Annotated in this window: 19 protein-coding genes; 17 read left to right on the top strand and 2 right to left on the bottom strand. The window is 39.2% G+C overall.

The genetic code is table 11. The features are described 5' to 3' along the window. Positions 1-345: 345 nt before the first annotated feature. On the top strand, positions 346-996 hold the full coding sequence (gene sigH / locus BTO28_RS15795; RefSeq protein WP_076768060.1) for an RNA polymerase sporulation sigma factor SigH: 651 nt from the start codon (positions 346-348) through the stop codon (positions 994-996). A gap of 329 nt (positions 997-1,325) precedes the next feature. Beyond that, positions 1,326-1,622, top strand: coding sequence for a hypothetical protein (locus BTO28_RS15790; protein ID WP_076768058.1), 297 nt, complete (start codon positions 1,326-1,328; stop codon positions 1,620-1,622). Between the two features lie 715 nt (positions 1,623-2,337). Here BTO28_RS15790 and BTO28_RS17215 read toward each other — a convergent pair. After that, a complete protein-coding gene (locus tag BTO28_RS17215; protein WP_076768056.1) occupies positions 2,338-2,562 on the bottom strand; it encodes a hypothetical protein in 225 nt (74 codons plus the stop codon). Between the two features lie 827 nt (positions 2,563-3,389). On the opposite strand from BTO28_RS17215, the gene BTO28_RS15780 reads away from it, so the two are divergent. The 11 genes from BTO28_RS15780 (at position 3,390) to BTO28_RS15730 (ending at position 15,123) form a co-directional block, all read left to right on the top strand. Further along, entirely contained in the window at positions 3,390-4,385 is a 996-nt protein-coding gene (locus tag BTO28_RS15780; protein WP_076768053.1) for a PhnD/SsuA/transferrin family substrate-binding protein, read from the top strand. A gap of 30 nt (positions 4,386-4,415) precedes the next feature. Further along, on the top strand, positions 4,416-5,507 hold the full coding sequence (locus tag BTO28_RS15775) for a zinc-dependent alcohol dehydrogenase (protein WP_076768052.1): 1,092 nt from the start codon (positions 4,416-4,418) through the stop codon (positions 5,505-5,507). 285 nt (positions 5,508-5,792) lie between these two features. Then, positions 5,793-6,533 carry a class II aldolase/adducin family protein gene (locus tag BTO28_RS15770; RefSeq protein WP_076768050.1) on the top strand — a complete coding sequence of 247 codons (741 nt, stop codon included), beginning with the start codon at positions 5,793-5,795 and terminating at the stop codon, positions 6,531-6,533. A 59-nt stretch (positions 6,534-6,592) separates the two neighbouring features. Beyond that, complete coding sequence (locus tag BTO28_RS15765) at positions 6,593-7,843, top strand: Rieske 2Fe-2S domain-containing protein (protein WP_076768049.1); 1,251 nt, start codon at positions 6,593-6,595, stop codon at positions 7,841-7,843. Between the two features lies 1 nt (position 7,844). Further along, positions 7,845-8,117: a hypothetical protein gene (locus tag BTO28_RS15760; RefSeq protein ID WP_076768047.1), complete on the top strand. Its 273-nt coding sequence runs from the start codon at positions 7,845-7,847 to the stop codon at positions 8,115-8,117. Between the two features lie 197 nt (positions 8,118-8,314). Then, a complete protein-coding gene (locus tag BTO28_RS15755; RefSeq protein ID WP_076768045.1) occupies positions 8,315-9,328 on the top strand; it encodes a tripartite tricarboxylate transporter substrate binding protein in 1,014 nt (337 codons plus the stop codon). A 33-nt stretch (positions 9,329-9,361) separates the two neighbouring features. Further along, complete coding sequence (locus BTO28_RS15750; protein ID WP_076768043.1) at positions 9,362-10,852, top strand: tripartite tricarboxylate transporter permease; 1,491 nt, start codon at positions 9,362-9,364, stop codon at positions 10,850-10,852. Continuing rightward, a complete protein-coding gene (locus tag BTO28_RS15745; protein WP_076768041.1) occupies positions 10,849-11,334 on the top strand; it encodes a tripartite tricarboxylate transporter TctB family protein in 486 nt (161 codons plus the stop codon). Before BTO28_RS15750 ends, BTO28_RS15745 begins: the two co-directional genes overlap by 4 nt. A 241-nt stretch (positions 11,335-11,575) precedes the next feature. After that, positions 11,576-12,370 carry an IclR family transcriptional regulator gene (locus BTO28_RS15740; protein WP_076768039.1) on the top strand — a complete coding sequence of 265 codons (795 nt, stop codon included), beginning with the start codon at positions 11,576-11,578 and terminating at the stop codon, positions 12,368-12,370. Between the two features lie 188 nt (positions 12,371-12,558). Beyond that, positions 12,559-13,770 (top strand): Gfo/Idh/MocA family oxidoreductase, encoded by a 1,212-nt coding sequence (locus BTO28_RS15735; RefSeq protein ID WP_233129903.1) that lies wholly within the window; start codon positions 12,559-12,561, stop codon positions 13,768-13,770. A gap of 105 nt (positions 13,771-13,875) precedes the next feature. Continuing rightward, positions 13,876-15,123: an MFS transporter gene (locus BTO28_RS15730; RefSeq protein WP_076768035.1), complete on the top strand. Its 1,248-nt coding sequence runs from the start codon at positions 13,876-13,878 to the stop codon at positions 15,121-15,123. 76 nt (positions 15,124-15,199) lie between these two features. On the opposite strand, the gene BTO28_RS15725 is transcribed toward BTO28_RS15730, so the two are convergent. Then, positions 15,200-15,445 carry a ferredoxin gene (locus BTO28_RS15725; protein ID WP_076768033.1) on the bottom strand — a complete coding sequence of 82 codons (246 nt, stop codon included), beginning with the start codon at positions 15,443-15,445 and terminating at the stop codon, positions 15,200-15,202. Positions 15,446-15,681: 236 nt separating this feature from the next. Between BTO28_RS15725 and BTO28_RS15720 the strand changes: the two genes are divergently transcribed. The 4 genes from BTO28_RS15720 (at position 15,682) to BTO28_RS15705 (ending at position 19,636) form a co-directional block, all read left to right on the top strand. Continuing rightward, positions 15,682-16,449 (top strand): IclR family transcriptional regulator, encoded by a 768-nt coding sequence (locus BTO28_RS15720; RefSeq protein WP_076768030.1) that lies wholly within the window; start codon positions 15,682-15,684, stop codon positions 16,447-16,449. Positions 16,450-16,943: 494 nt separating this feature from the next. Further along, positions 16,944-17,969 (top strand): ABC transporter substrate-binding protein, encoded by a 1,026-nt coding sequence (locus BTO28_RS15715; RefSeq protein ID WP_076768028.1) that lies wholly within the window; start codon positions 16,944-16,946, stop codon positions 17,967-17,969. A gap of 39 nt (positions 17,970-18,008) precedes the next feature. After that, positions 18,009-18,824 (top strand): ABC transporter ATP-binding protein, encoded by an 816-nt coding sequence (locus BTO28_RS15710; protein WP_083711700.1) that lies wholly within the window; start codon positions 18,009-18,011, stop codon positions 18,822-18,824. Continuing rightward, positions 18,824-19,636, top strand: coding sequence for an ABC transporter permease (locus tag BTO28_RS15705; protein WP_076768025.1), 813 nt, complete (start codon positions 18,824-18,826; stop codon positions 19,634-19,636). The genes BTO28_RS15710 and BTO28_RS15705 overlap by 1 nt, the downstream gene beginning before the upstream one ends. Positions 19,637-19,702: the final 66 nt, after the last annotated feature.

The raw sequence follows: 19,702 nt of genomic DNA, 5'->3' as shown, positions 1-19,702 counted from the left end.
GTTTTGAAAGAAGAATATCAGAATCACCATTAAATACGACCTTCTTGTCCACGCATTTTCGTAAAAAAAGTGGCGTATGGAAAGTTTTTCTCGACAACAAGTATCACATCAGATTGAAATGTGACACGCAAATAAAAGAATTGCTATTTAATAGATAAAATTATGACGCAGACTGTAAGGTATAGTCGACATTTGTAAATATCTTTCAACACAAAAATAAGTTAAAATAAATTTGCGAATAACAATGATGAGTTGTTTATTAATTCTGAAAGCCCTTTAAATTAAGGAATAGGGCAAGCAGCTATTAAACATCAAAACTCAACTGAATTTCACGGAGGTATATGAGTGAGTATAAACTTCGAAGTAAAGCTGATTGATCATTATGAGAAATTAAAAGATGAGGATTTAGTAGAATTAGTTCACAATGGAGACAGGGAGTCATCGGAATTTTTAATTAACAAGTACCGGAATTTTGTACGTGCAAAGGCAAGTAGATATTTCTTAATTGGCGGAGATAAAGAAGATATTGTGCAAGAAGGGATGATTGGTCTTTATAAAGCCATTCGTGATTTCCGAGAAGAAAAGCTGATTTCTTTTATCGCTTTTGCGGAACTTTGTATCACAAGACAGATCATAACAGCGATCAAAACGGCAACACGGCAAAAACACACTCCTCTTAATTCTTACATTTCACTGGACAAGCCTATTTATGATGATGGATCAGACCAAACTTTGATGGACGTCATACCAGGAGCCAACGTAATGGATCCTGCAATATTAATCATTACCAGGGAAGAATCACTGGATATTGAAATGAAAATGACCGAGCTTCTCAGCGATTTAGAAAAAAGGGTATGGGCTTTATACGTGGAAGGCAGGTCCTATATCGAAATTTCAAAAGAATTAAACACGCATGTAAAGTCAATTGATAATGCCATTCAGCGTGTAAAAAGAAAATTAGAACAGTATTTGAGAAGAAGAGAAGTTACATTATAAACTGAAAAAACTACAAGGATAAGCTGCTGCTTGACAAAATATTTGCTAAAAACCTGCCGCCATGTGCAGGTTTTTTTAATGAAAGCGCCAGTGATATGTGGGTAAAAAGAAAAATATTGAACAAAATTCTTTATATGTTAAATTCAAATATTATTAGTTGAAAATGAGCAGTTATGTACTTATTGATAAGATGGACAGAGTAATTTTTAATTTATTAAGCCTCTGTATCCGCTCAAGCAGTCGCACAAGGTTACCCGTGAGCATTTACTGTTAATAACAGTGTTCAGATTTGAGGGGGGTATATTAACTGAAGTATAGGAGGAAACACGATGCTCAAAGCAGGGGACTGGGTACTTGTGGCGAATGGCTCAGATCGTATTATTGGATTTATAAGAGATTTTTCTCGATTACGTAATGAAGTATACATCGTTCAGGTATCGACTTATTTTAAAAGAAGGATCACTCGAATCACGCCGGTACTTGGTGTATTTGAAACTAGAAGTGTTGTTCCAATTGGACTAACGCTTGCAAAAGAGGATTGGGAAACAATGATCGATATGGCGATTGTAGCCAATGATGAAAAGTGGTTCCGTGAACTATCTGATCGGATGCCGGGTGATCCGTGAGCTAAATAAATGCTTGCGGGTCACTTTTTTAAATAGTCAGCATTTGTGGGCGCTATCATCCGCGGTAAAACCAATCATTGTCGAAATATATCTTAAATACACGGTTCATCACTAAATTATTTGTCGATGAAAACTTGCATAAAAATGGAGAGTAATGATTTATAATAAAGGTGTATTCTTCGAATTATGAGTAATAGCATTGCCTTTTAACACGGTAGTGCACAACGTTGGGTGTTATTTTAAATGTATAGACTATCCAATCGAAAAAGCATCCAAAATATTTATAAAGAGAGGGAGATTATATGCCATTGTATCAGATGAAGGAAGTTTGGACTCCATTAAAATTAGTAGGAATTAAGTTTTTTAAATTCCCGATATCTGGAGACTATTACATTAAGGTTAGGGAAAATCCATGGAAGAAAATAGAGTTTTTAGCAAACAATTAATCCTGCTTTCTAGTTTTAACATATCCAGTCAAGTTTTTATTCATAATTTCGGAAGAATGTATTTTATAAAATGACCTAATAGTTAAAATGTAAAGTAATCTGGCCAATGCTCAATAATGGAACTCGTCCTGTAAAGACTATTCCCCCTTGATTCAAGGGGTTTTCTCACAAAGAATGATCAAGAAGTTGATTGTACTATATCTGTAAATCTGTCTACAACAAAAAAACTCCTTGATTACGTAGTAACTCAAGGAATCAGTACAAAAAGTTTACCATAGGTGGAAATGACGTTTATTTCGATTTCTAAGTTCGTGACGCTTTCTTTCCTTTTTCTCTTCAGCATTGTTTTTTATGTCTTCATCCGGTTGAAGTCTACTTTTCGACTTATCGGCAATCAAAGTATTTGTTCGATCCTTCCCGTAATTAGGATTAATCCAGAGTCTCGATTCATCGTTAAGGTTAATTTTGACGCGCCCGTCTGGTCTATTCATCATAGGAAATATCCATCCTTTCTTAAAACCTTTATAAAAAAGTATCCGGTTAGCTATAGAATATGTAACTTCTCTTGTTGGGTATAGCCCGTTCACCTAATTTATAATTGAAAAAATAAATTCTATGGAATGAGTATGTTGAAAGTCCATAAAGGATAGCCGTATAAATAAAAAGCCCGTTTCGAAGTAGGTGAAAACGGGCTTTTTGTCGTTAGCGGGAAAAATATCTTGATTCGTTGTGATAAAATTTTGCGATTGTTCACTTAAATCCAGCTGATCGTCAGTAATGGACTGATAATCGGAAGCTGCCTCTTTTTCTTTGTCTAGAACAGGTTCAACATTTCCTCTGCAGCTTCTTCCTCAGCTGTTTAATCTATTACAGGTGCCGTTTCTTCAGAATTGCACGATGTAATGACCAGCATTATAACCGCAAAAACATAACAAATATAATCTTTTTCAAGATGAACAATCCTCATAGATGATTGTGAATAAGCGGTAATTGGTAATACAATTACTACTTCCTGCTCTGGTTATTACATTTAACGCACCACTGTTTATCCTTACATATACATATCCTATTTTTGTTTTTGCTGCACTTGTATGATCTGGCGAGTGTAAACCTTTGTTTGATTGTAATCTCGCTATCTTATTATGCAAATCTGCCTTCGAGAAAGAAGTATAAAGATATAAATGAGTAGATCGAAATAATATTTAAAATTAAACGAACATGTGCCATATAAGAGAACCGGTCGTTTAAATCAAAAAAAAATTAATCCATAATAATGAAATAAATTATCTCCTTACAACGAGATAAAGGGAAGGGTGGAAAAATGAAAAAACTAAATTTAAGTTTTGGGTGTTGGGATTATGATCGTATTCAATCATTAACGAATGGTACTGTCCAAGCGGAAGGAATTGATCTTAACTGGTTGAACATGCCTGTTGAAGAGACATTCTGGAGAATGATGCGCTACCAAGAGTTTGATATCTCGGAATTATCACTTTCTTCCTACCTGATTGCAAAAGACCGGGGATATCCAAACTTCACGGCAATTCCTGTATTCATGTCGCGCTTTTTTCGCCATTCCGGTATATATATTAATAAAAATTCCGGCATAAAAGAAGCAGCTGACTTGCGGGGGAAACGTGTCGGCATCCCAGAATACCAATTGACTGCATGTTTATGGATTCGTGGAATTTTGCATCATGATTATGGTGTTCATCCGAAAGAAATGAATTGGTTAACTGGTGGGCAAGAAGAGCCTGGACGAGTGGAGAAAATCAAGCTTTCTCTGCCGCCTGAAATAAATATTCAGCCAATTCAAAATGACCAGACATTAAATCAAATGCTTGAATATGGAGAAATTGATGCGTTAATTGCTCCGCGGGCGCCTTCCTGCTTTTTAAATGGATCGACCAACGTACAGCGGCTGTTTCCTGACTATGTATCTGTTGAAAAGGATTATTATGAGCGGACGGGCATTTTTCCAATTATGCATGTTGTAGCAATTAAAGATGAAATTTTAGAAGAGCATCCATGGGCAGCAGCCAATTTATATCAGGCTTTCGTAGAAGCTAAGCAAAAAGTATATGAAGGTTTTAATCAGACAGCGGCATTGAAAGTAACATTACCATGGTTCGTTTCTGAATTGGAAAATACGAAAAAACTAATGGGAGATGACTTCTGGCCATACGGATTGGAGAAGAATCGGAAAACATTAGAAGCTGCGGTTACCTATTCTTACGAGCAGGGAATGATCAAAAACAAATTAAGAATAGAAGATTTGTTTGCGGCTTCAACATTGGAAGAGTACACGCTCATCTAAAAGAAATGAACTGTATGAGGAGGAGTCAAGTTGGAACATAAAGTATTGTCGGCTGTGGCGGTAGGTGAAAAGCAAACAGAGCTTCAAGAATTTGAAATGCCGAATGTATCCTCTGAAGAAGGTATTTTACGGGTTGAAATAGTGGGCGTCTGTGGAACAGATGTCTCTTATTATCAGAAACGCCAAGAGTCTCGGATTCTCGGTCATCACATTGTTGGTCATATTGAGAAAATAGGTGAAGCTGCTGCAATCAAATGGAATGTCCGAGAGGGAGATCGAGTTGTTTTAGAGGAATATATTCCATGTGGCCAATGTGAACATTGTCGAACGGGTAATTATCGTGCATGTTTATACACCGACCCCAGAGTGGGTGGAATTCGCTATGGAGCAACCCCCGATTCATTAAAACCGTCATTATGGGGAGGTTTCAGCCAATATTTATATCTACATCCGAATTCAGTCGTGCATCGAATGGCTGATCATGTTCCAGCGGTGGAAGCTGCCTTAACACTTCCATTAGCTAATGGATTTGAATGGATGATAATTGAAGGAAATGCGAGGCCCGGAAAAATCGTGGTGATCCAAGGTCCAGGCCAGCAAGGATTGGCATGCGCACTGGCTGCAAAGGCAGCGGGTGCAGAAGTCATTGTCACTGGCCGGACGACAAGTCTTCGGCGTCTGGAGTTAGCCCGTGAACTGGGTGCTGACCATATTATCAATATTCAAACTGAGGATCTTGTTTCACGTATTCATGAAATCACGAATGGTAAAATGGCTGATATTGTATTGGATGTTACATCGGGGGGGACAGCTCCCATTACCTCATCTTTGGAAATTGCCAAAAAAGGCGGTATGGTGATCCTTGGCGCTTATAAATATCAGGATATTCCTCAATTTAATAGTGATTTAATCATCCAGAAAACATTGACGATAAAAGGAGTTCGCGGACATAGTTATCAATCGGTGAAAATGGCGGCTGATTTTATTTCATCTCAGAAATTTCCACTTCATAAGATGCATTCACACAATTATGGACTCCAGCAAGTCGATCAGGCACTAAAGACGGCAGGGGGAGAGGGAGAACCATCTCCGCTTTTAGTCACGGTATCACCATGGTTGTAAAATTAGATAGACCGTTAAAGCATAGAAAATGAAGTATGAAAGACAAGAAAAGCACCCTTATCGCAATAGTGAAAAACTATATCGGTGAAAAAGGGTGCTTTTTAGTGATAAATGGAGAAAAACAACGAAGTGAATTTTCATCATCATAAAAAACTATTTATTCTGAAAATATTTTATTTTCAGTATTGAATTCCTTTTTATACGATAGTATAATTAACTCCACAATACGGTATGCATTCCGTATCGTGAAACAAAGAGATTCATTAAAAGAAGAAGGGGGCTCTCATGGGCATAGTGGATAAAAATGTAGTGAAACTTGACGTTGCTAAAGCGGTACGAATGTTAGAAAAAATAGGTCTTCTTGATATGAACGGGCATGTCAGTTATCGGATAGCGGGGACAGACCAATTTTTCATTAATTCACGAAAGGCGAGCAGAGCATCGGTAACCGCAGCTGACATCGTGATGTGCGATATGGATGGCAGGCTTTTGGAGGGGGATTCAGAGCCTCCTAGTGAGTACCATATCCATACAGAAATTTTTAAAAGGCGCAGTGAAGTTTTATGTGTTATTCATAACCATCCACATTATCAAACCGTACTTGGAATTGCAGACGTTGCAATGAAGCCGGTATTTGGTATCGGTTCGTTTGTTAAAAACGTACCTGTTTATGAAAAATCCAGCTTAGTGAATACAGCAGAAATGGGCGCAGAATTAGCTGAATTACTTGGGGATGAAGTAACGATACAGCTGAGGCATCATGGAACCGTTACCGTAGGCGAAAGTGTAAAAGCTGCTTTTGCAAAATCAATTTTTCTCGAAGAAAATGCAAAAAAACAGTACGATGCCATGCTCTTGAGACATGATATCAGGGTGCTTAACGGAGAAAATTTGGTGCGGACAAGAGATACGGCCTGGCAGCCGAGCATTATACAAAAAGTTTGGACCTATCACGAAGAAAAAGCATTGAAGGAAGGTGCTCTAATCGGAATAGAAGGTGATCTGCAAGAAGAGTTGCTTCAATAACGATACATGGTTTTTCTAAATATCATTCTGAGCTTTAATTTGAGGAGGGGGAAATCAATATGATGAGCCAGGAGCAAAATAAACTGTTAACAAGTGTAGGACCAGGAACGCCAATGGGGAATCTTTTACGCCGGTATTGGATTCCGGTCGCTGCAACAAGTGAACTTGAAAAGAAAGCAACAAAGAAGGTGAGAATTCTTTGTGAGGATTTGGTTCTGTACCGGGATCTTTCCGGTAATCTTGGATTAATAAATGAGAAATGTCCGCACCGTAAAGTGTCACTTGTATACGGAATGCCGGAAAAAGATGGGTTGCGCTGCCAATATCATGGCTGGTGTTTCAATCAGCATGGACAATGTACAGAACAGCCAAATGAGCCAGAGACAAGTACATTTAAAAACCGAATTAAAACAAAGGCATATCCTGTTCAAGAAATGGGCGGACTTATATTTGCCTATATGGGACCGGATCCCGCACCTTTACTGCCCCGTTTTGACGGATTTGTCGTCGGCAATGCCGTTCGAATGATTGGAAATGCGGTTCTTCCCTGCAATTGGCTGCAAATTATGGAGAACTCATTAGATCCTATTCATACGGAATGGCTGCACGGTCATTATCACGCGTACGTAACAGGTTTAAAAGGAGAAACACAAGAGGTCGCATTTCAGAGAAAACATAACAAGATTGCGTTTGATTCGTTTGAGTATGGCATTGTGAAACGCCGGCTCCTGGAAGGTCAATCTGAAGATAGTGATGATTGGCGCATTGGACATCCTGTTGTCTTTCCATTTATGCTTGCCGTCGGCAGTGGTGGATTAGGGTCCTATCAGTTCCAAATTAGAGTCCCAATTGATGATGAAACAACATGGCATGTATGGTACATGGCATATGCTCCAGGTCCTGAGGTGGCAATACCGGACCACTTGAAAGAAATCCCTTTATATAACGTGCCTTATCGAGATGAGACCGGAGAATTTATTACGGATTATATTGATGGACAGGATATTATGTGCTGGCTTACACAGGGTTCCATTGCGGATCGAATGGATGAACGTCTTGGTACAACGGATAAGGGGATCATTTATTACCGGCAAATGCTAAAAAAAGAAATAGAAAAAGTAGAGCGCGGGGAAGACCCTATTGGCACGATACGGAATGAAAAGGATAACCAGTTCATTGTTCTGCCTTTAGAGCGGAAAAAGCACCATTTCAGCGATGGATTTGAAAGCGTGTTCAAAAGATTTCAGACGCGATTCTCTCCTATTATCGATGATGTCGTGGATCTGTTTGGTAAAGTGGGGGTTAAATAACATGACCGACAACAGGCAAATCAATGGCAATTTTGCGGTTGATTCCTCTCTCATTCGTAATGGTGAGGGAGGAGCTTCCTGGGCTTCTCCTGTTCATTTCTGCAATCGGTGCGGCCATTCGATGATTGATCCACGCAGTTTTATAGTGGAATATTGGAGTTCGGAACAATCCGTTTATTTTTGCTGGTGTCACTCTTGCGGATTCCGCTGGGAGTTGACTGAAATGAAAAATATTACGGCGATGGAACTTGAAGAAGGAGAGGAATGTAGTTGAATCAATTTAGAAAAGCAAAAAAGTAGTTGCAATTTTTGAAAGCGGTTTCCTTAAAATGAGTTGAAGTTTGTGCAGCAGTCTGTCCGCTTACTAGTACGGAGTGAAATGGAAAAAAGTCATCGTTTGATAGATGGATATATTTTGTGATCATCGTCTAGGTTTTTGAGGCACTATTAAGAACTCAAGGAGGAAAGCGCATGCGAAAAACAACAAAAATTTTATTAAACGTGTTGCTGGTTTTTACTTTTGGATTAACAGCTGCCGGATGCTCATCGCAAAGTACACCAGATAAAGTAGACTCTGCCAGCACATATCCCGAGAGAAATATTGAACTAGTTGTTGGATATAAGCCGGGTGGAGGGTTTAATGAATGGGCTCAGGCGATCGCTCCATTTATTGAAAAACATTTGCCGAATAAGGTGAATGTGACAGTAAGAAACATGCCGGGTGCGGGGGGCGTCATTGCCACGAGCCATATTCAAAAGGCTAAGCCGGATGGATATACAATTGGACTCTATGATGTGAACGGGCTTGCTCCTACTCAGCTTGCACGGCCGGATTCATTTGATTTGAAAAAGGTTTCATGGCTAGGAACAGTTGCAGTTGATAACAATGTAGGCTCGGTACAGGCAAAAGGCACGAATACAGCAGAAAATATGTTGAAACAGGAGAAGCCAAAATATATCGTTTCGACAAGAGGACTCGCTTCTAATGACTCGATAGTGGGTGCTATTAGCTTGACAGAGATGGGGGTAAAATGGGAGCCATTGAATCATGAAGCGACAAGTGAAGCGGTTTTGTCAGTTATTAGAGGTGATGCTGATATTTTATTTGGTTCCTATGAAAGCCAACAGAAATATATAGAGTCAGGAGATTTAAAACCGGCGATTTGGTTCGGAACAGAGAGAAATCCGAAGTACCCTGATGTACCCATTCCATCCGAATTAGGTCATCCTGAATTCGACCAAATCTTTGATACGTATAAAATGATCGGTGCACCTCCAGGGTTGCCAAAGGATGTCAGTGCCACGTTAGAAGAAGCGATCCAAAAGGCGATGGACGACCCAGAGTTTCATAAAGTCCTTGATAAAATGGATCGAACACCTTCCTATTTAAATGCAAAAGAGACAGAAGAACGGGTAGAAAAGTTATTGAATGATTACTCTCAGTATACCGATATTGTAAAAAATCTTTTCGACAAAGGGGAATAAAGAAAATATGAACCATCTACTGGAGGTGGATTAATGGGGTTTCTATCACAAGTAGAGAACGTGCTGCAAATTGATATGATGCTATTCTTGGTTGCGGGAGTTTTGTATGGGTTGATTATTGGGATATTGCCGGGTCTTGGAGGGAGTATAGCAATGGCGCTGCTGATCCCTCTTACATTTAATTTAACGCCTGAACAAGCAATCGTGCTACTCATCTCCGCTTACGGAGCAAGTAATTTTGGCGGTTCACTAACGTCGATTCTAATTAATACTCCCGGAGATGCTTCAAACGCTGCAACGGCTTTTGACGGCTTTCCGCTGGCGAAAAAAGGGAAGGCGGGAATGGCCATTGCAGCAGCGATGGTCGCTTCCGCACTTGGCGGATTAATTGGTTTAATCGTGTTGGATTTAATGATCCCCGTTGCGAGAAAGCTAATCCTTGCTTTTTCTTATCCTGAATTTTTCATGTTAGCGATTTTTGGTCTAACCATTATCGCAGTTGTTACCACAGGAAGCTTGTTTAAAGGTTTAATATCGGGTTTAATAGGATTAATGTTTGCTTATATTGGAACGGACCCGATTATGGGATCAGACCGTTTTACATTTGGAATGGATTATCTATGGGACGGAATTCCGCTTCTTGCTGTGATCATCGGTATGTTTGGGATTACGGAAGCATTTTCTTTGTTTACACAAAATACAGCTATTGCACATGATGTTCAAGTAAAAAAGGGAGGAACATGGCTGGGGATAAAATCCGTTTTTCAAAATTTTTGGCTTTTTTTACGTTCCTGTTTTATTGGTATATATTTGGGTATGATCCCAGGTGTTGGAGGTACTGTAGCCAGTTTTATGGCTTACGGAACAGCTGTGCAAATGGCTAAGGATAAAGAAAAGTTTGGAAAAGGGGCTATTGAAGGGGTAATCGCTGTAGAAGCGGCTAATGATTCAAAAGAAGGCGGCAACCTTTTGCCAACATTGGCATTTGGTATTCCTGGCGGAGCCTCGATGGCCGTGTTGATCGGCGGGCTCATGATTCACGGTCTGACACCTGGACCCGACATGCTCACAAATAATTTGGATATTACCTACTTTTTAATTGCAGCAGCTATTGTAGGGAAAATTGTTGCCATGCTGATTGGGTTACTGTTAGGACCTAAACTTGTTTTTGTCACCAAAATCCGTGGCTCAATCATGGCTCCTGCTATTATTACCGTTTCTTTGGTTGGAGCATATGGGACGGACGGAAAGTTTGGAGATATAATGGTTGCGTTACTGTTTGGATTAATTGGCTACTATATGGTGAAATACGGTTATTCAAGAATAGCCTTAATAATCGCATTGGTACTTGGCAAATTGATGGAGTCTTCCTACCATCAAACGATGGCTACATTTGGTCCGGAGGGGTTTGTCACTAGACCAATTGCGCTTACATTAGTGATATTGACCATAACGTCTCTTGTTTGGCATTTTATTAAAAAAATAAAAAAGAAAAATCAGATTAAAGGGGAGTTAGCAGCATGACTCGAATAAATGAGAAGAATGTATTCTCCATAGCGATTTTTCTATTTGGCCTTCTCATATTTAGCGCTACGCTTGAATTGAGAAATGATATCGCTCTAATTCCAAAAATTATGAGTATTTGTTTAGTCTTATTTTCTGGTTGGCAAATGGTATATGATTTGTTTCCGGGAATTAAGGAAAGATTAAAGAAGAAAGAGAAAAAAGAACAGATTTTACAAAATGATACGGTAGCTCGTGTAGAAGATGAAAGAGAGGAAAAAGAGATCGTTAAAAAGAGGTACCTATTTATCGGCTGGATGATCTTGTTTATCTCTCTGGTCTATGTCACAAGCATGATTTGGGGAATTCTCATTTCTATGTTCCTTTATTTAAAATGGATTTCAGGGGAAAGCTGGAAGATGACCGTTTTATACTCTGCTGGAGTGACGTTATTTATTTACTTAACGTTTGTTGTAGGGTTTGAAATCTACTATTTTCTGTAATGAAAGCGGGAGGCTAATTGATTTAAAAAACTAATTTTGAAGGAAACCAATTGATCTCGTTTTCTATCGGGATCATTTTTTAATGGCAGTCAGGAGTGAAGAGGACTTTGAAAAAGCGTTTACACATGGTAAGATACAATGTAACAAAAAGTCTGATATTAAATATCCAAATGCAGAAATTGAAAACATATTCCAAGATGTATTGGAAATGAAGGATAAGGGCTAAGATCAGGGGGCATTGATGAAAGATTCAACGCAAACAGTACAATCAGTGGAAAGAGCGTTAAGGATTATGGAGTGCTTTACTTTAGAAAAGCCTCAACAGACATTAGGGGAATTGGCAGCCCAAACGAATCTTTCAAAAAGTACGATTTATCGTCTATTGGCAACACTGGCACGATGCGGGTACATTAAGCAGGATGATGTAACGCAAAAGTACAGTCTTGGATTCAAATTATTTAATTTAGGAGCAGTGGTGGCGGGAAATATGTCACTTAGAGATACTGCCTTGCCATTTATGAAAAAGCTGTGTGACGAATTATCAGAAACAGTTGATCTTAATATTATCGAATCAGGGCAAAGAGTTTGTATTGAAATGGTAGAAAGTTCCGAACAAATTCGTAATATTGTGAAAGTAGGGCAGCGTAATGCTTTATGGGTAGGCGCTTCGGGGAAAATTCTTCTTGCTCATTTGGAAGAAACTGAACGTTGTCGAATTTTAGAAGATGCGAACAAGCTTCATCAGCTGCCGGTGGAGATCGGGGTTTTGGAAAAAGAGCTTGATGTCATCCGCAGCCAAGGGTATGTCCTTGCTATTGATGATCGTCTAAAAGGCTCATTTGCCATTGCCTCCCCTATCTTTAATCATATTGGGAAGTTAATAGGCGGTGTGACAGCAGCTGGACCGATCCATCGTTTATCAGAAGAGAGACGGCCTTTTATTATCCATTCAGTCATGTTTACGGCATATAAAATATCGGAAGCGATGGGAAACAGCGACGTTAACAGTCACTACCCTATGCTGAAAAGGTTGTAAAATAATTTTTGTAAAGCAAGCACACTAAACGCTACTTTGGCTTGTGTGCTTTCATTTTATTCAGAATATTTAAATAATGATATTGAAAATAAAAAGCAAAGGTGCTATAATTTCTTAAAACAAAAATGAAATGCATTCCGTATCATGAAATAAATAAAAATAAAACCTGTTGAATAAGGAGTGAAATGATGAATTATAATTCTCTTCAATTGAGAATAGGGATTATCGGTCTTGGCAACGCGGGGAGTGCGTTGCTGCCAAGCATCGCTAAACATGAGAATGTAATCGTGACAGCTGCAAGTGGAAGAAATAAAGAGAGGCTGGAGAAGTTTGCACATGATTATAATGCAGACTACCATTTGAGTGTAGAAGACTTATGCCGGAGTGAACAGGTAGATGCTGTTTACATTGCCAGCCCCACCGAATTACATGTTGAGCATGTGCAAATTGCCACTCATTTTAAGAAACATATCATTGTTGAAAAACCATTAGCGGTGTCAGTTGAGGAAGCAGACTTGCTAATTCACGCTGCTGAACGTGCGGGGATACATTTGATTGTTGGCCATTCGTTTAGTTTTGAACCTCCTATTCGAAAAATGAGAGAAATGATTGAGGAAGAAACGCTCGGAAAAGTACGCATGATCAACAACTGGTATTTTAATGATTGGATGTATCGCCCAAGAACGCCGGAAGAACTTGACACTTTATTGGGCGGTGGAGTCACGTATCGTCAAGGCTCCCATCAGTTTGATATTATTCGGTATATTGGCGGCGGCATGCTCAGAAGTGTTCGAGCCATGACAGGCCGGTGGGATGAATTGCGCCCGACGGAAGGAGCACATGCAGCTTTTTTGGAGTTTGAAGACGGGACTGCAGCGACAGCTGTATACAATGGTTACGATCATTTTCTTACTACTGAGCTTACGTTTGGGATCGGCGAAGGAGGTCCTTCCATAAAACCAAAAGGATACGCGGCTTCAAGAAAAGCAATTCAGAAATTAAAAAACAGTGATGAGGAAAGGACATTAAAAAGTCAAAAAGGGTATGGTGGAAATCAATCAAAAAACTACTTTGAAGAAAAACATCATCAGCCATTTTTTGGCTTGACGGTTGTGAGCTGTGAGCGTGGAGATATTCGTCAATCGCCCAATGGATTATTTGTTTATGGTGAAGATGAAAAATATGAAATTCAGCTTCCAAATGTGACGGGTCGAGATGTCATGATAGCTGAACTTTATGATGCCGTTGTTCTTGGCAAGCCTCCTGTACATGATGGAAGATGGGGAAAAGCAAATTTAGAAGTATGCCAGGCTGTCCTTGAATCAGCAAGGGAGCGAAAAGAAATATATTTGTCTCATCAAGTTGCTGCCGATCCATCTTTGCGCAGAGTATCCAAATAGTGTTTTTTACGATAAAAATAATAAATGAAAGTAACGGGCTTCAATACAGTTGGTATTGAAGCTTGTAATCTTTTATCCTTGTTCATTTAGGAGGAAGGAGTTTAAGTGGTTCTTACTTACTTTTTAGTCATTCAAACACTGTATTCAATCGCTGTACAGGGTACACGGCCAATCGTCTCTTTATTTGCTGATTCTCAAGGAGCATCAGTAGCGACGATTGGTTTTTTAGTATCTGCTTATGCATTTTTCCCAATGCTTTTAGCGGTAAAGGCTGGAAAATGGCTTGATGTTTATGGGGCTAGACATATGTGTCTTCTTGGAAGTATAGGCATGCTGGTGTCTATTGTAGGTCCAATGCTGTTCCCTTTTGTTTGGACACTCTTTTTTTCTCAATTATTAATGGGGTTTTGTCAAATTTGTGTCCTTGTTTCCTTGCAAAAAACGGTCGGAAACTTACCGGGGAACCGGGACAATTTAATTACGATGTTTAGCCTTACCGGGTCAATAGGAGAATTGATTGGCCCCATGGCAAGCGGGTTTGGCTACGAATATATGGGTTTTCGCTTTACTTTTGCGATGGCCGCAATCTGTGTCTTATTTCCATTGCTCAGCTGTATGATAGTACCAAAAGATTTTTGGAAAAGTGCAGCTGCTTCACAGATGAAAAAAAGGATGGATACATCATCTTCATGGAATATGTTAAAACACTCGAATCTTCGCAAGGCGCTTATCATCAGTGGGCTAGTTTTATACTCAAAAGACTTATTTGTCGCATATTTCCCTATTTTAGGCACGCAGGCAGGCATGAATGCGAGCGATATTGGACTTGTTTTATCTCTGGTGGCGGCTTCCTCTATTGTCGTTAGGATCATTCAGTTTCGTCTTGTTCAAATGTTTGGAAGGGGTGAGATTTTAACCGCGACTTTAGTGATCAGTGGAATTTCTTTTATCTGTATTCAATTAACCTCGATACCCATAGTTTTTGGCATAATCGCTTTATTTTTGGGTATCGGTCTAGGGCTCGGCCAGCCGCTTAGTCTCACCTATGCGATGAACGTAAGCCCTTTGGACAAGCAGGGTGAAGTATTGGGAATGCGGCTCACCTTTAATCGTTTTTCTCAATTTGTTTCCCCCTTTTTCTTTGGTGCCGTGGGAAGGGCTGCAGGTGTCTCGGCTATTTTCTGGTCAAGTGGAATCGTTCTCCTCTTGGGAGCATATTTTACCCGTATGAGAAAGATGGAAGCGGAATCGGTACACGCGACAGGAAGTCAAGGGCAGCATTCAGAGGAGCTGCCCGCTTTAGAAAAAGAAATAAACGATAGTACCCCGAAAAAAACAAACGAGATTCATTAAAAAACGAAAGGACCAATAACCACATTTGGTTGTGATGGTCCTTTCGTTTTGTATGTCAGTTAGGTCTATGATGGGTTTACCATATTTTCATCTTTTCTGTGAAAAGCTGATCGGCAATTTTTATCGATTCTGTTGGACATCCTTCAAATGCTTCATCTAAATCTTCCAATAAATCTTCCGGAATTTCCGCAGAGCCTTCATTGCTATCCAACAAAACAAATGCCACGCCTTCATCAGTATAATCGAAAATGTCTGGAGCGGCTGCACCGCAAGCACCGCAAGCAATACAAGTTTCTTGGTCTACCCATGTAAACTTCTTCATGCTGCACACCTCCTGAAAATTTATTTATAGGTTCATTGTAAATAGACGTGTACGCTATACAACCTGCATGTTCTTTTATATGAAATGACGTATCAAATAATGAGCTGATCTTTGTTTTTGCGAAATGAACCCAGCGCTATATTGAATCAATTATTTTTTTCTGTTAAATTTGAATTATTAGTATAATCTGAATTATATTTCAGAAATAAAAATTTTAATTTTACAGGGGGGGTTTTATGTCACAGAAAGTTGAGGTCTTGTCTTCCGTTCATAATGCAATTCGCATTTTACAAACATTCTCGTTATCAGAGCCTGAATTAGGGATCAGCGAGCTGAGTGTTCGTTTGGGCTTGGCAAAAAGTACGGTTTACCGCCTCATGAAAACATTGAACGAGTCTAATTTAGTTGAGCAAAATAAGGAGACACAAAAATATCATTTAGGCATTGCAGCATTTGAGTTAGGATTTACCGTATACCATTCAATGGAACTAAGACGTGTAGCCCTTCCTATATTAGAAAAGCTTTCATCTACACTTCGGAAAGTGGCAAGGCTTGCTGTTTATGATAATGGCGGAATTGTGTATTTGTGTAAGCGAGTTCATGATGATGACAATGGAACCGTTTCAAAAATTGGTGACAGGGCGCCAAGTCATTGTACGGCAATAGGGAAAATGCTGTTAGCAAATCAAAATGAACAAGAAATTAATCGGGTTTTGGAAGGCAGCTTACCTGCATATACAGACAAAACCATTACCTCTCCACTCCAATTAAAAAATCAAATACTTGAAATCCAGCAAAAAGGATATGCCATTACAAGAGAAGAACTTAGAGAAGGGATTTCTTCTGCCGCTGTACCGGTACATAATGATTTAGGAAAAATGATCGCAGCAATTAGTGTAACGGGTTCGAAGTTTCATTTTAAACCTGACCAGGTACAGCAATATGTAAGAGAGATGAGAAATTGCAGCCGATTAATTACAGAGCGGTTAGGAATGGGGTATTAATTTAAGTGGCCTCTTCATTCTTCCTGTAGACAATTTTGTCTGCAGGCTTTTTTGAGTTTATTTTCCTGTTTAATGAAAACTTATATTATCGTTCTGCATGAAAGAACGGGGATATTTTTATCCCCATTGTATGTGAGAAAATAAAAAAACAAATTTGATCATTCTATTACAAAGGGGGAGCGGCAATATGATTAAAAAGTTTCATTAAAATATTCTTTTTTAACGAAATTTAATTCAGTGCAGATGTAACTTATGACTCATTTCTGTCTTGTTTTTTTTAGTATTGCTTATAAAGGAATACAGTTCTTCTCATTTCAACTAATTGTGATACATTAAAATGCAATAATGAAAATTTTTGAATTACGCAGTCGTAAAAGAATCAAGATTGAAAGTCATGCAAAACTGTAAGCGGTTACTTAATCTCTGGAATGTAAGTGTCTTTTTAATAAGTAATTTGAATCATAAAGAAAAGAGGATCGGGAGGGGATAGGTTTATGAAGAATCATTTAAAGAAAAGAATTATTTCAAGTGCAGCTGCTTTTTTTCTTCTCTTTTTATTATTGATAAGCGGTTGCAGCGGAGCGAATAACGCGAAGCCAGAAAATGAAGTGAAAGAAGCTTCCGGAGAGAGTAAAGGGATGACGGCCATTAAAATGGGCCTTCCATCATCAAACGCTAGCTATCTTCCGTTATTTGTAGCTGATAAAAAGGGACTTTTTCAGAAACAAAATCTGGATGTTTCATTTTCCAAAGTTCAAGGAGGCGTAACCGCACTGCGGGGCTTACAGACGAATGATTTTCAAATCATCTCGAGTTTGCCTGAATCTGTCATCACAGGGGTGGCGCAAGGTGCAGATGTAAAGATGATTGGTACGCTGGATTACCAATCAATGTACAGTATATATAGTACACAGGATATTAAAAAACCAGAGGATTTAAAAGGGGAAGTGGTCGCGACCAATAGAACCGGAAATGGAACGGATATTCAATTACGCTGGTGGTTAAAAAATAATGGTTTAGAACCTGATAAGGACGTTCGCATTATTGAAGCAGGAGAAAATTCTACTCGTTTACAGTCATTACTTACGGGTCAGGCTAAGCTAACGATATTAAGTCAGCCGACTGATTTAAAAGCAGATGCATCTGGCATGAAAAAATTAGCCTTAATGCGCGATGAGTTAAAAACCTATAACCATAATATGCTGATGGCGAATGGTGAATTTTTGAAAAGCCAGCCTGAAGCCGCAAAAGGATTTATGAAGGCGATAGCTGAAGCCACAGAATACGCTAAAAAACCGGAAAATCGTGATGAAATGGTTCAACTGATTATGGAAGAACTGCAAATGGAACAAGCAGATGCTGAAGTATCTTTTGACTTTGTCTTGCCATCATTGGCCGATAAGGGAGAAATCAACATAGACGGTGTACAGTGGGCAATCGATACTACGAAAGAAACAGGCATGCTAAAAGGTGATGTGACAACAGATCAATTAATTGAGAATTTGACAGCTTCCAATTAAGAAACTGCTTGACCCTTAAATCTGAGAGAGGTGAGTTCAATGACTGAAACAATTGTAAAAACGAAAACCCCAATTCTACAATTTGATTCGCTCAATGTCATTTATAACGAAGGGCAGCCGAATCAAGTTCATGCATTGAAAGATGTTTCTGGAGAGATTCATGAAGGAGAATTTATTTCGATTATCGGTCCTAGCGGCTGTGGAAAAAGTACATTGCTTCATACGCTGGACGGTTTGCTTAAACCGACATCCGGGAGTATTTATGTAAATGGTTCACCAGTTAATGGGCCGGATGGGGATCGAGCAATGGTATTTCAAGATTTTGCTCTAATGCCTTGGCAAACAGTTTATCAAAATGTCGCGTTTGGATTGAGGCTTTCAGGAAAGCATGATAGAGAGATTCGTGATAAGGTGATGCACTATATAAAGCTCGTGGGATTGGACGGGTTTGAACAAAAATATCCTCATCAACTTTCTGGAGGAATGAAGCAGCGTGTGGGAATTGCGCGTGGGTTTGCCGTTGAACCAAAAGTATTGCTCATGGACGAACCGTTTTCTGCTATAGATGAACAAACTCGTGAAATCATGCAGGAGGAAGTTTTAAAGATTATGCTTCATGAGAAAAAGACGGTGATTTTTATTACTCACTCTATTGATGAAGCAGTATTTTTATCAACACGTATTTTCTTAATGTCGGTTCGGCCAGGACAAATTGTTGAAGAAGTAAAAATTGACATTCCTTACCCAAGAACATTGGAAACGAAAGCTTTGCCAGAATACCAGCATTATAAACAAATGATATGGGATCACCTTAAAGGAGAAGTGAGACGACAATACCGGAAAGGGGAAGCGTAATGGAAAAAGTACAAGCATCTGGAAATATGAAAATTTCTTCTGCCACTATAAAAAATGGAAGGAAGATCCCGCAAAGTATTTCTTATCCGTCAGTCACATTGGTTCTCATTCTAACTATTTGGGAGGCATGCGGACGGTTAAACTTAATCGATCCGTTTATGTTCAGCTGGCCAAGCAGAATTTTTATAGAAGCAAAGAATTTTTTCGTAAACGGAGAAGTATTCACACACTTGGCGGTTAGTGGAATGGAGGTGGGGTTTGGCTTTGCCATGGCACTCATCGGGATTCCTATAGGATTAATGATGGGGTATTGGAAAAAACTTGAACTTGCTTTTGATCCATTCGTTACTGCGCTCTATACGACGCCAATGATTGCGCTAACACCGTTGTTTGTATTATGGTTTGGATTAGAAACACTTTCAAAAGTCATGATGGTTTTTGCTTTATCTATATTCCCAATTTTAATTAATACGATGGCCGGAGTGAAAATGACGGAATTATCGTTAATTAAAGCAGCACGCTCATACGGAGCAAGTGAACGGCAAATGTTTAAGGAAGTCATTTTTCCTTCAGCGATTCCATTTATCATTACAGGTATCCGACTTGCAATAGGGCGGGCATTGATCGCTGTAGTGGTCGCGGAAATGCTCGCTGGGAATATTGGAATCGGATATGCGATCAGACATGCTTCAGAACTGTTCCAAACGGCCGAATATTTAGCGTATGTCGTCGTATTGATGGTGCTATCCGTTTTATTGACTGAATTATTAAAAATTTTTGAGAAAAAATTGGCACCTTGGCGGGAACAATAAAAAGAAGAGACGGTGCATTGCGGAGGGCACTGAAAAAGTCCATATAGTAAAAAAGCCAGGTATTCG

It is taken from the genome of Domibacillus epiphyticus, from assembly GCF_001975785.1.
GTDB classification, from domain to species: domain Bacteria; phylum Bacillota; class Bacilli; order Bacillales; family Domibacillaceae; genus Domibacillus; species Domibacillus epiphyticus.
The sequence above is the reverse complement of the archived record's forward strand: the minus strand, read 5'-3'. Positions and strand labels throughout refer to the sequence as shown.

What these genes read in the sequence shown, in the direction of transcription:
- BTO28_RS15765 (WP_076768049.1), top strand. Translation starts at nt 6,593, where the DNA reads ATGATGAGCCAGGAGCAAAATAAACTGTTAACAAGTGTAGGACCAGGA.
- BTO28_RS15745 (WP_076768041.1), top strand. Translation starts at nt 10,849, where the DNA reads ATGACTCGAATAAATGAGAAGAATGTATTCTCCATAGCGATTTTTCTA.
- BTO28_RS15790 (WP_076768058.1), top strand. Translation starts at nt 1,326, where the DNA reads ATGCTCAAAGCAGGGGACTGGGTACTTGTGGCGAATGGCTCAGATCGT.
- BTO28_RS15735 (WP_233129903.1), top strand. Translation starts at nt 12,559, where the DNA reads ATGAATTATAATTCTCTTCAATTGAGAATAGGGATTATCGGTCTTGGC.
- BTO28_RS15725 (WP_076768033.1), bottom strand. Translation starts at nt 15,445, where the DNA reads ATGAAGAAGTTTACATGGGTAGACCAAGAAACTTGTATTGCTTGCGGT.
- BTO28_RS15760 (WP_076768047.1), top strand. Translation starts at nt 7,845, where the DNA reads ATGACCGACAACAGGCAAATCAATGGCAATTTTGCGGTTGATTCCTCT.
- BTO28_RS15720 (WP_076768030.1), top strand. Translation starts at nt 15,682, where the DNA reads ATGTCACAGAAAGTTGAGGTCTTGTCTTCCGTTCATAATGCAATTCGC.
- BTO28_RS17215 (WP_076768056.1), bottom strand. Translation starts at nt 2,562, where the DNA reads ATGATGAATAGACCAGACGGGCGCGTCAAAATTAACCTTAACGATGAA.
- BTO28_RS15705 (WP_076768025.1), top strand. Translation starts at nt 18,824, where the DNA reads ATGGAAAAAGTACAAGCATCTGGAAATATGAAAATTTCTTCTGCCACT.
- BTO28_RS15740 (WP_076768039.1), top strand. Translation starts at nt 11,576, where the DNA reads ATGAAAGATTCAACGCAAACAGTACAATCAGTGGAAAGAGCGTTAAGG.
- BTO28_RS15715 (WP_076768028.1), top strand. Translation starts at nt 16,944, where the DNA reads ATGAAGAATCATTTAAAGAAAAGAATTATTTCAAGTGCAGCTGCTTTT.
- BTO28_RS15750 (WP_076768043.1), top strand. Translation starts at nt 9,362, where the DNA reads ATGGGGTTTCTATCACAAGTAGAGAACGTGCTGCAAATTGATATGATG.
- BTO28_RS15755 (WP_076768045.1), top strand. Translation starts at nt 8,315, where the DNA reads ATGCGAAAAACAACAAAAATTTTATTAAACGTGTTGCTGGTTTTTACT.
- BTO28_RS15780 (WP_076768053.1), top strand. Translation starts at nt 3,390, where the DNA reads ATGAAAAAACTAAATTTAAGTTTTGGGTGTTGGGATTATGATCGTATT.
- BTO28_RS15710 (WP_083711700.1), top strand. Translation starts at nt 18,009, where the DNA reads ATGACTGAAACAATTGTAAAAACGAAAACCCCAATTCTACAATTTGAT.
- BTO28_RS15770 (WP_076768050.1), top strand. Translation starts at nt 5,793, where the DNA reads ATGGGCATAGTGGATAAAAATGTAGTGAAACTTGACGTTGCTAAAGCG.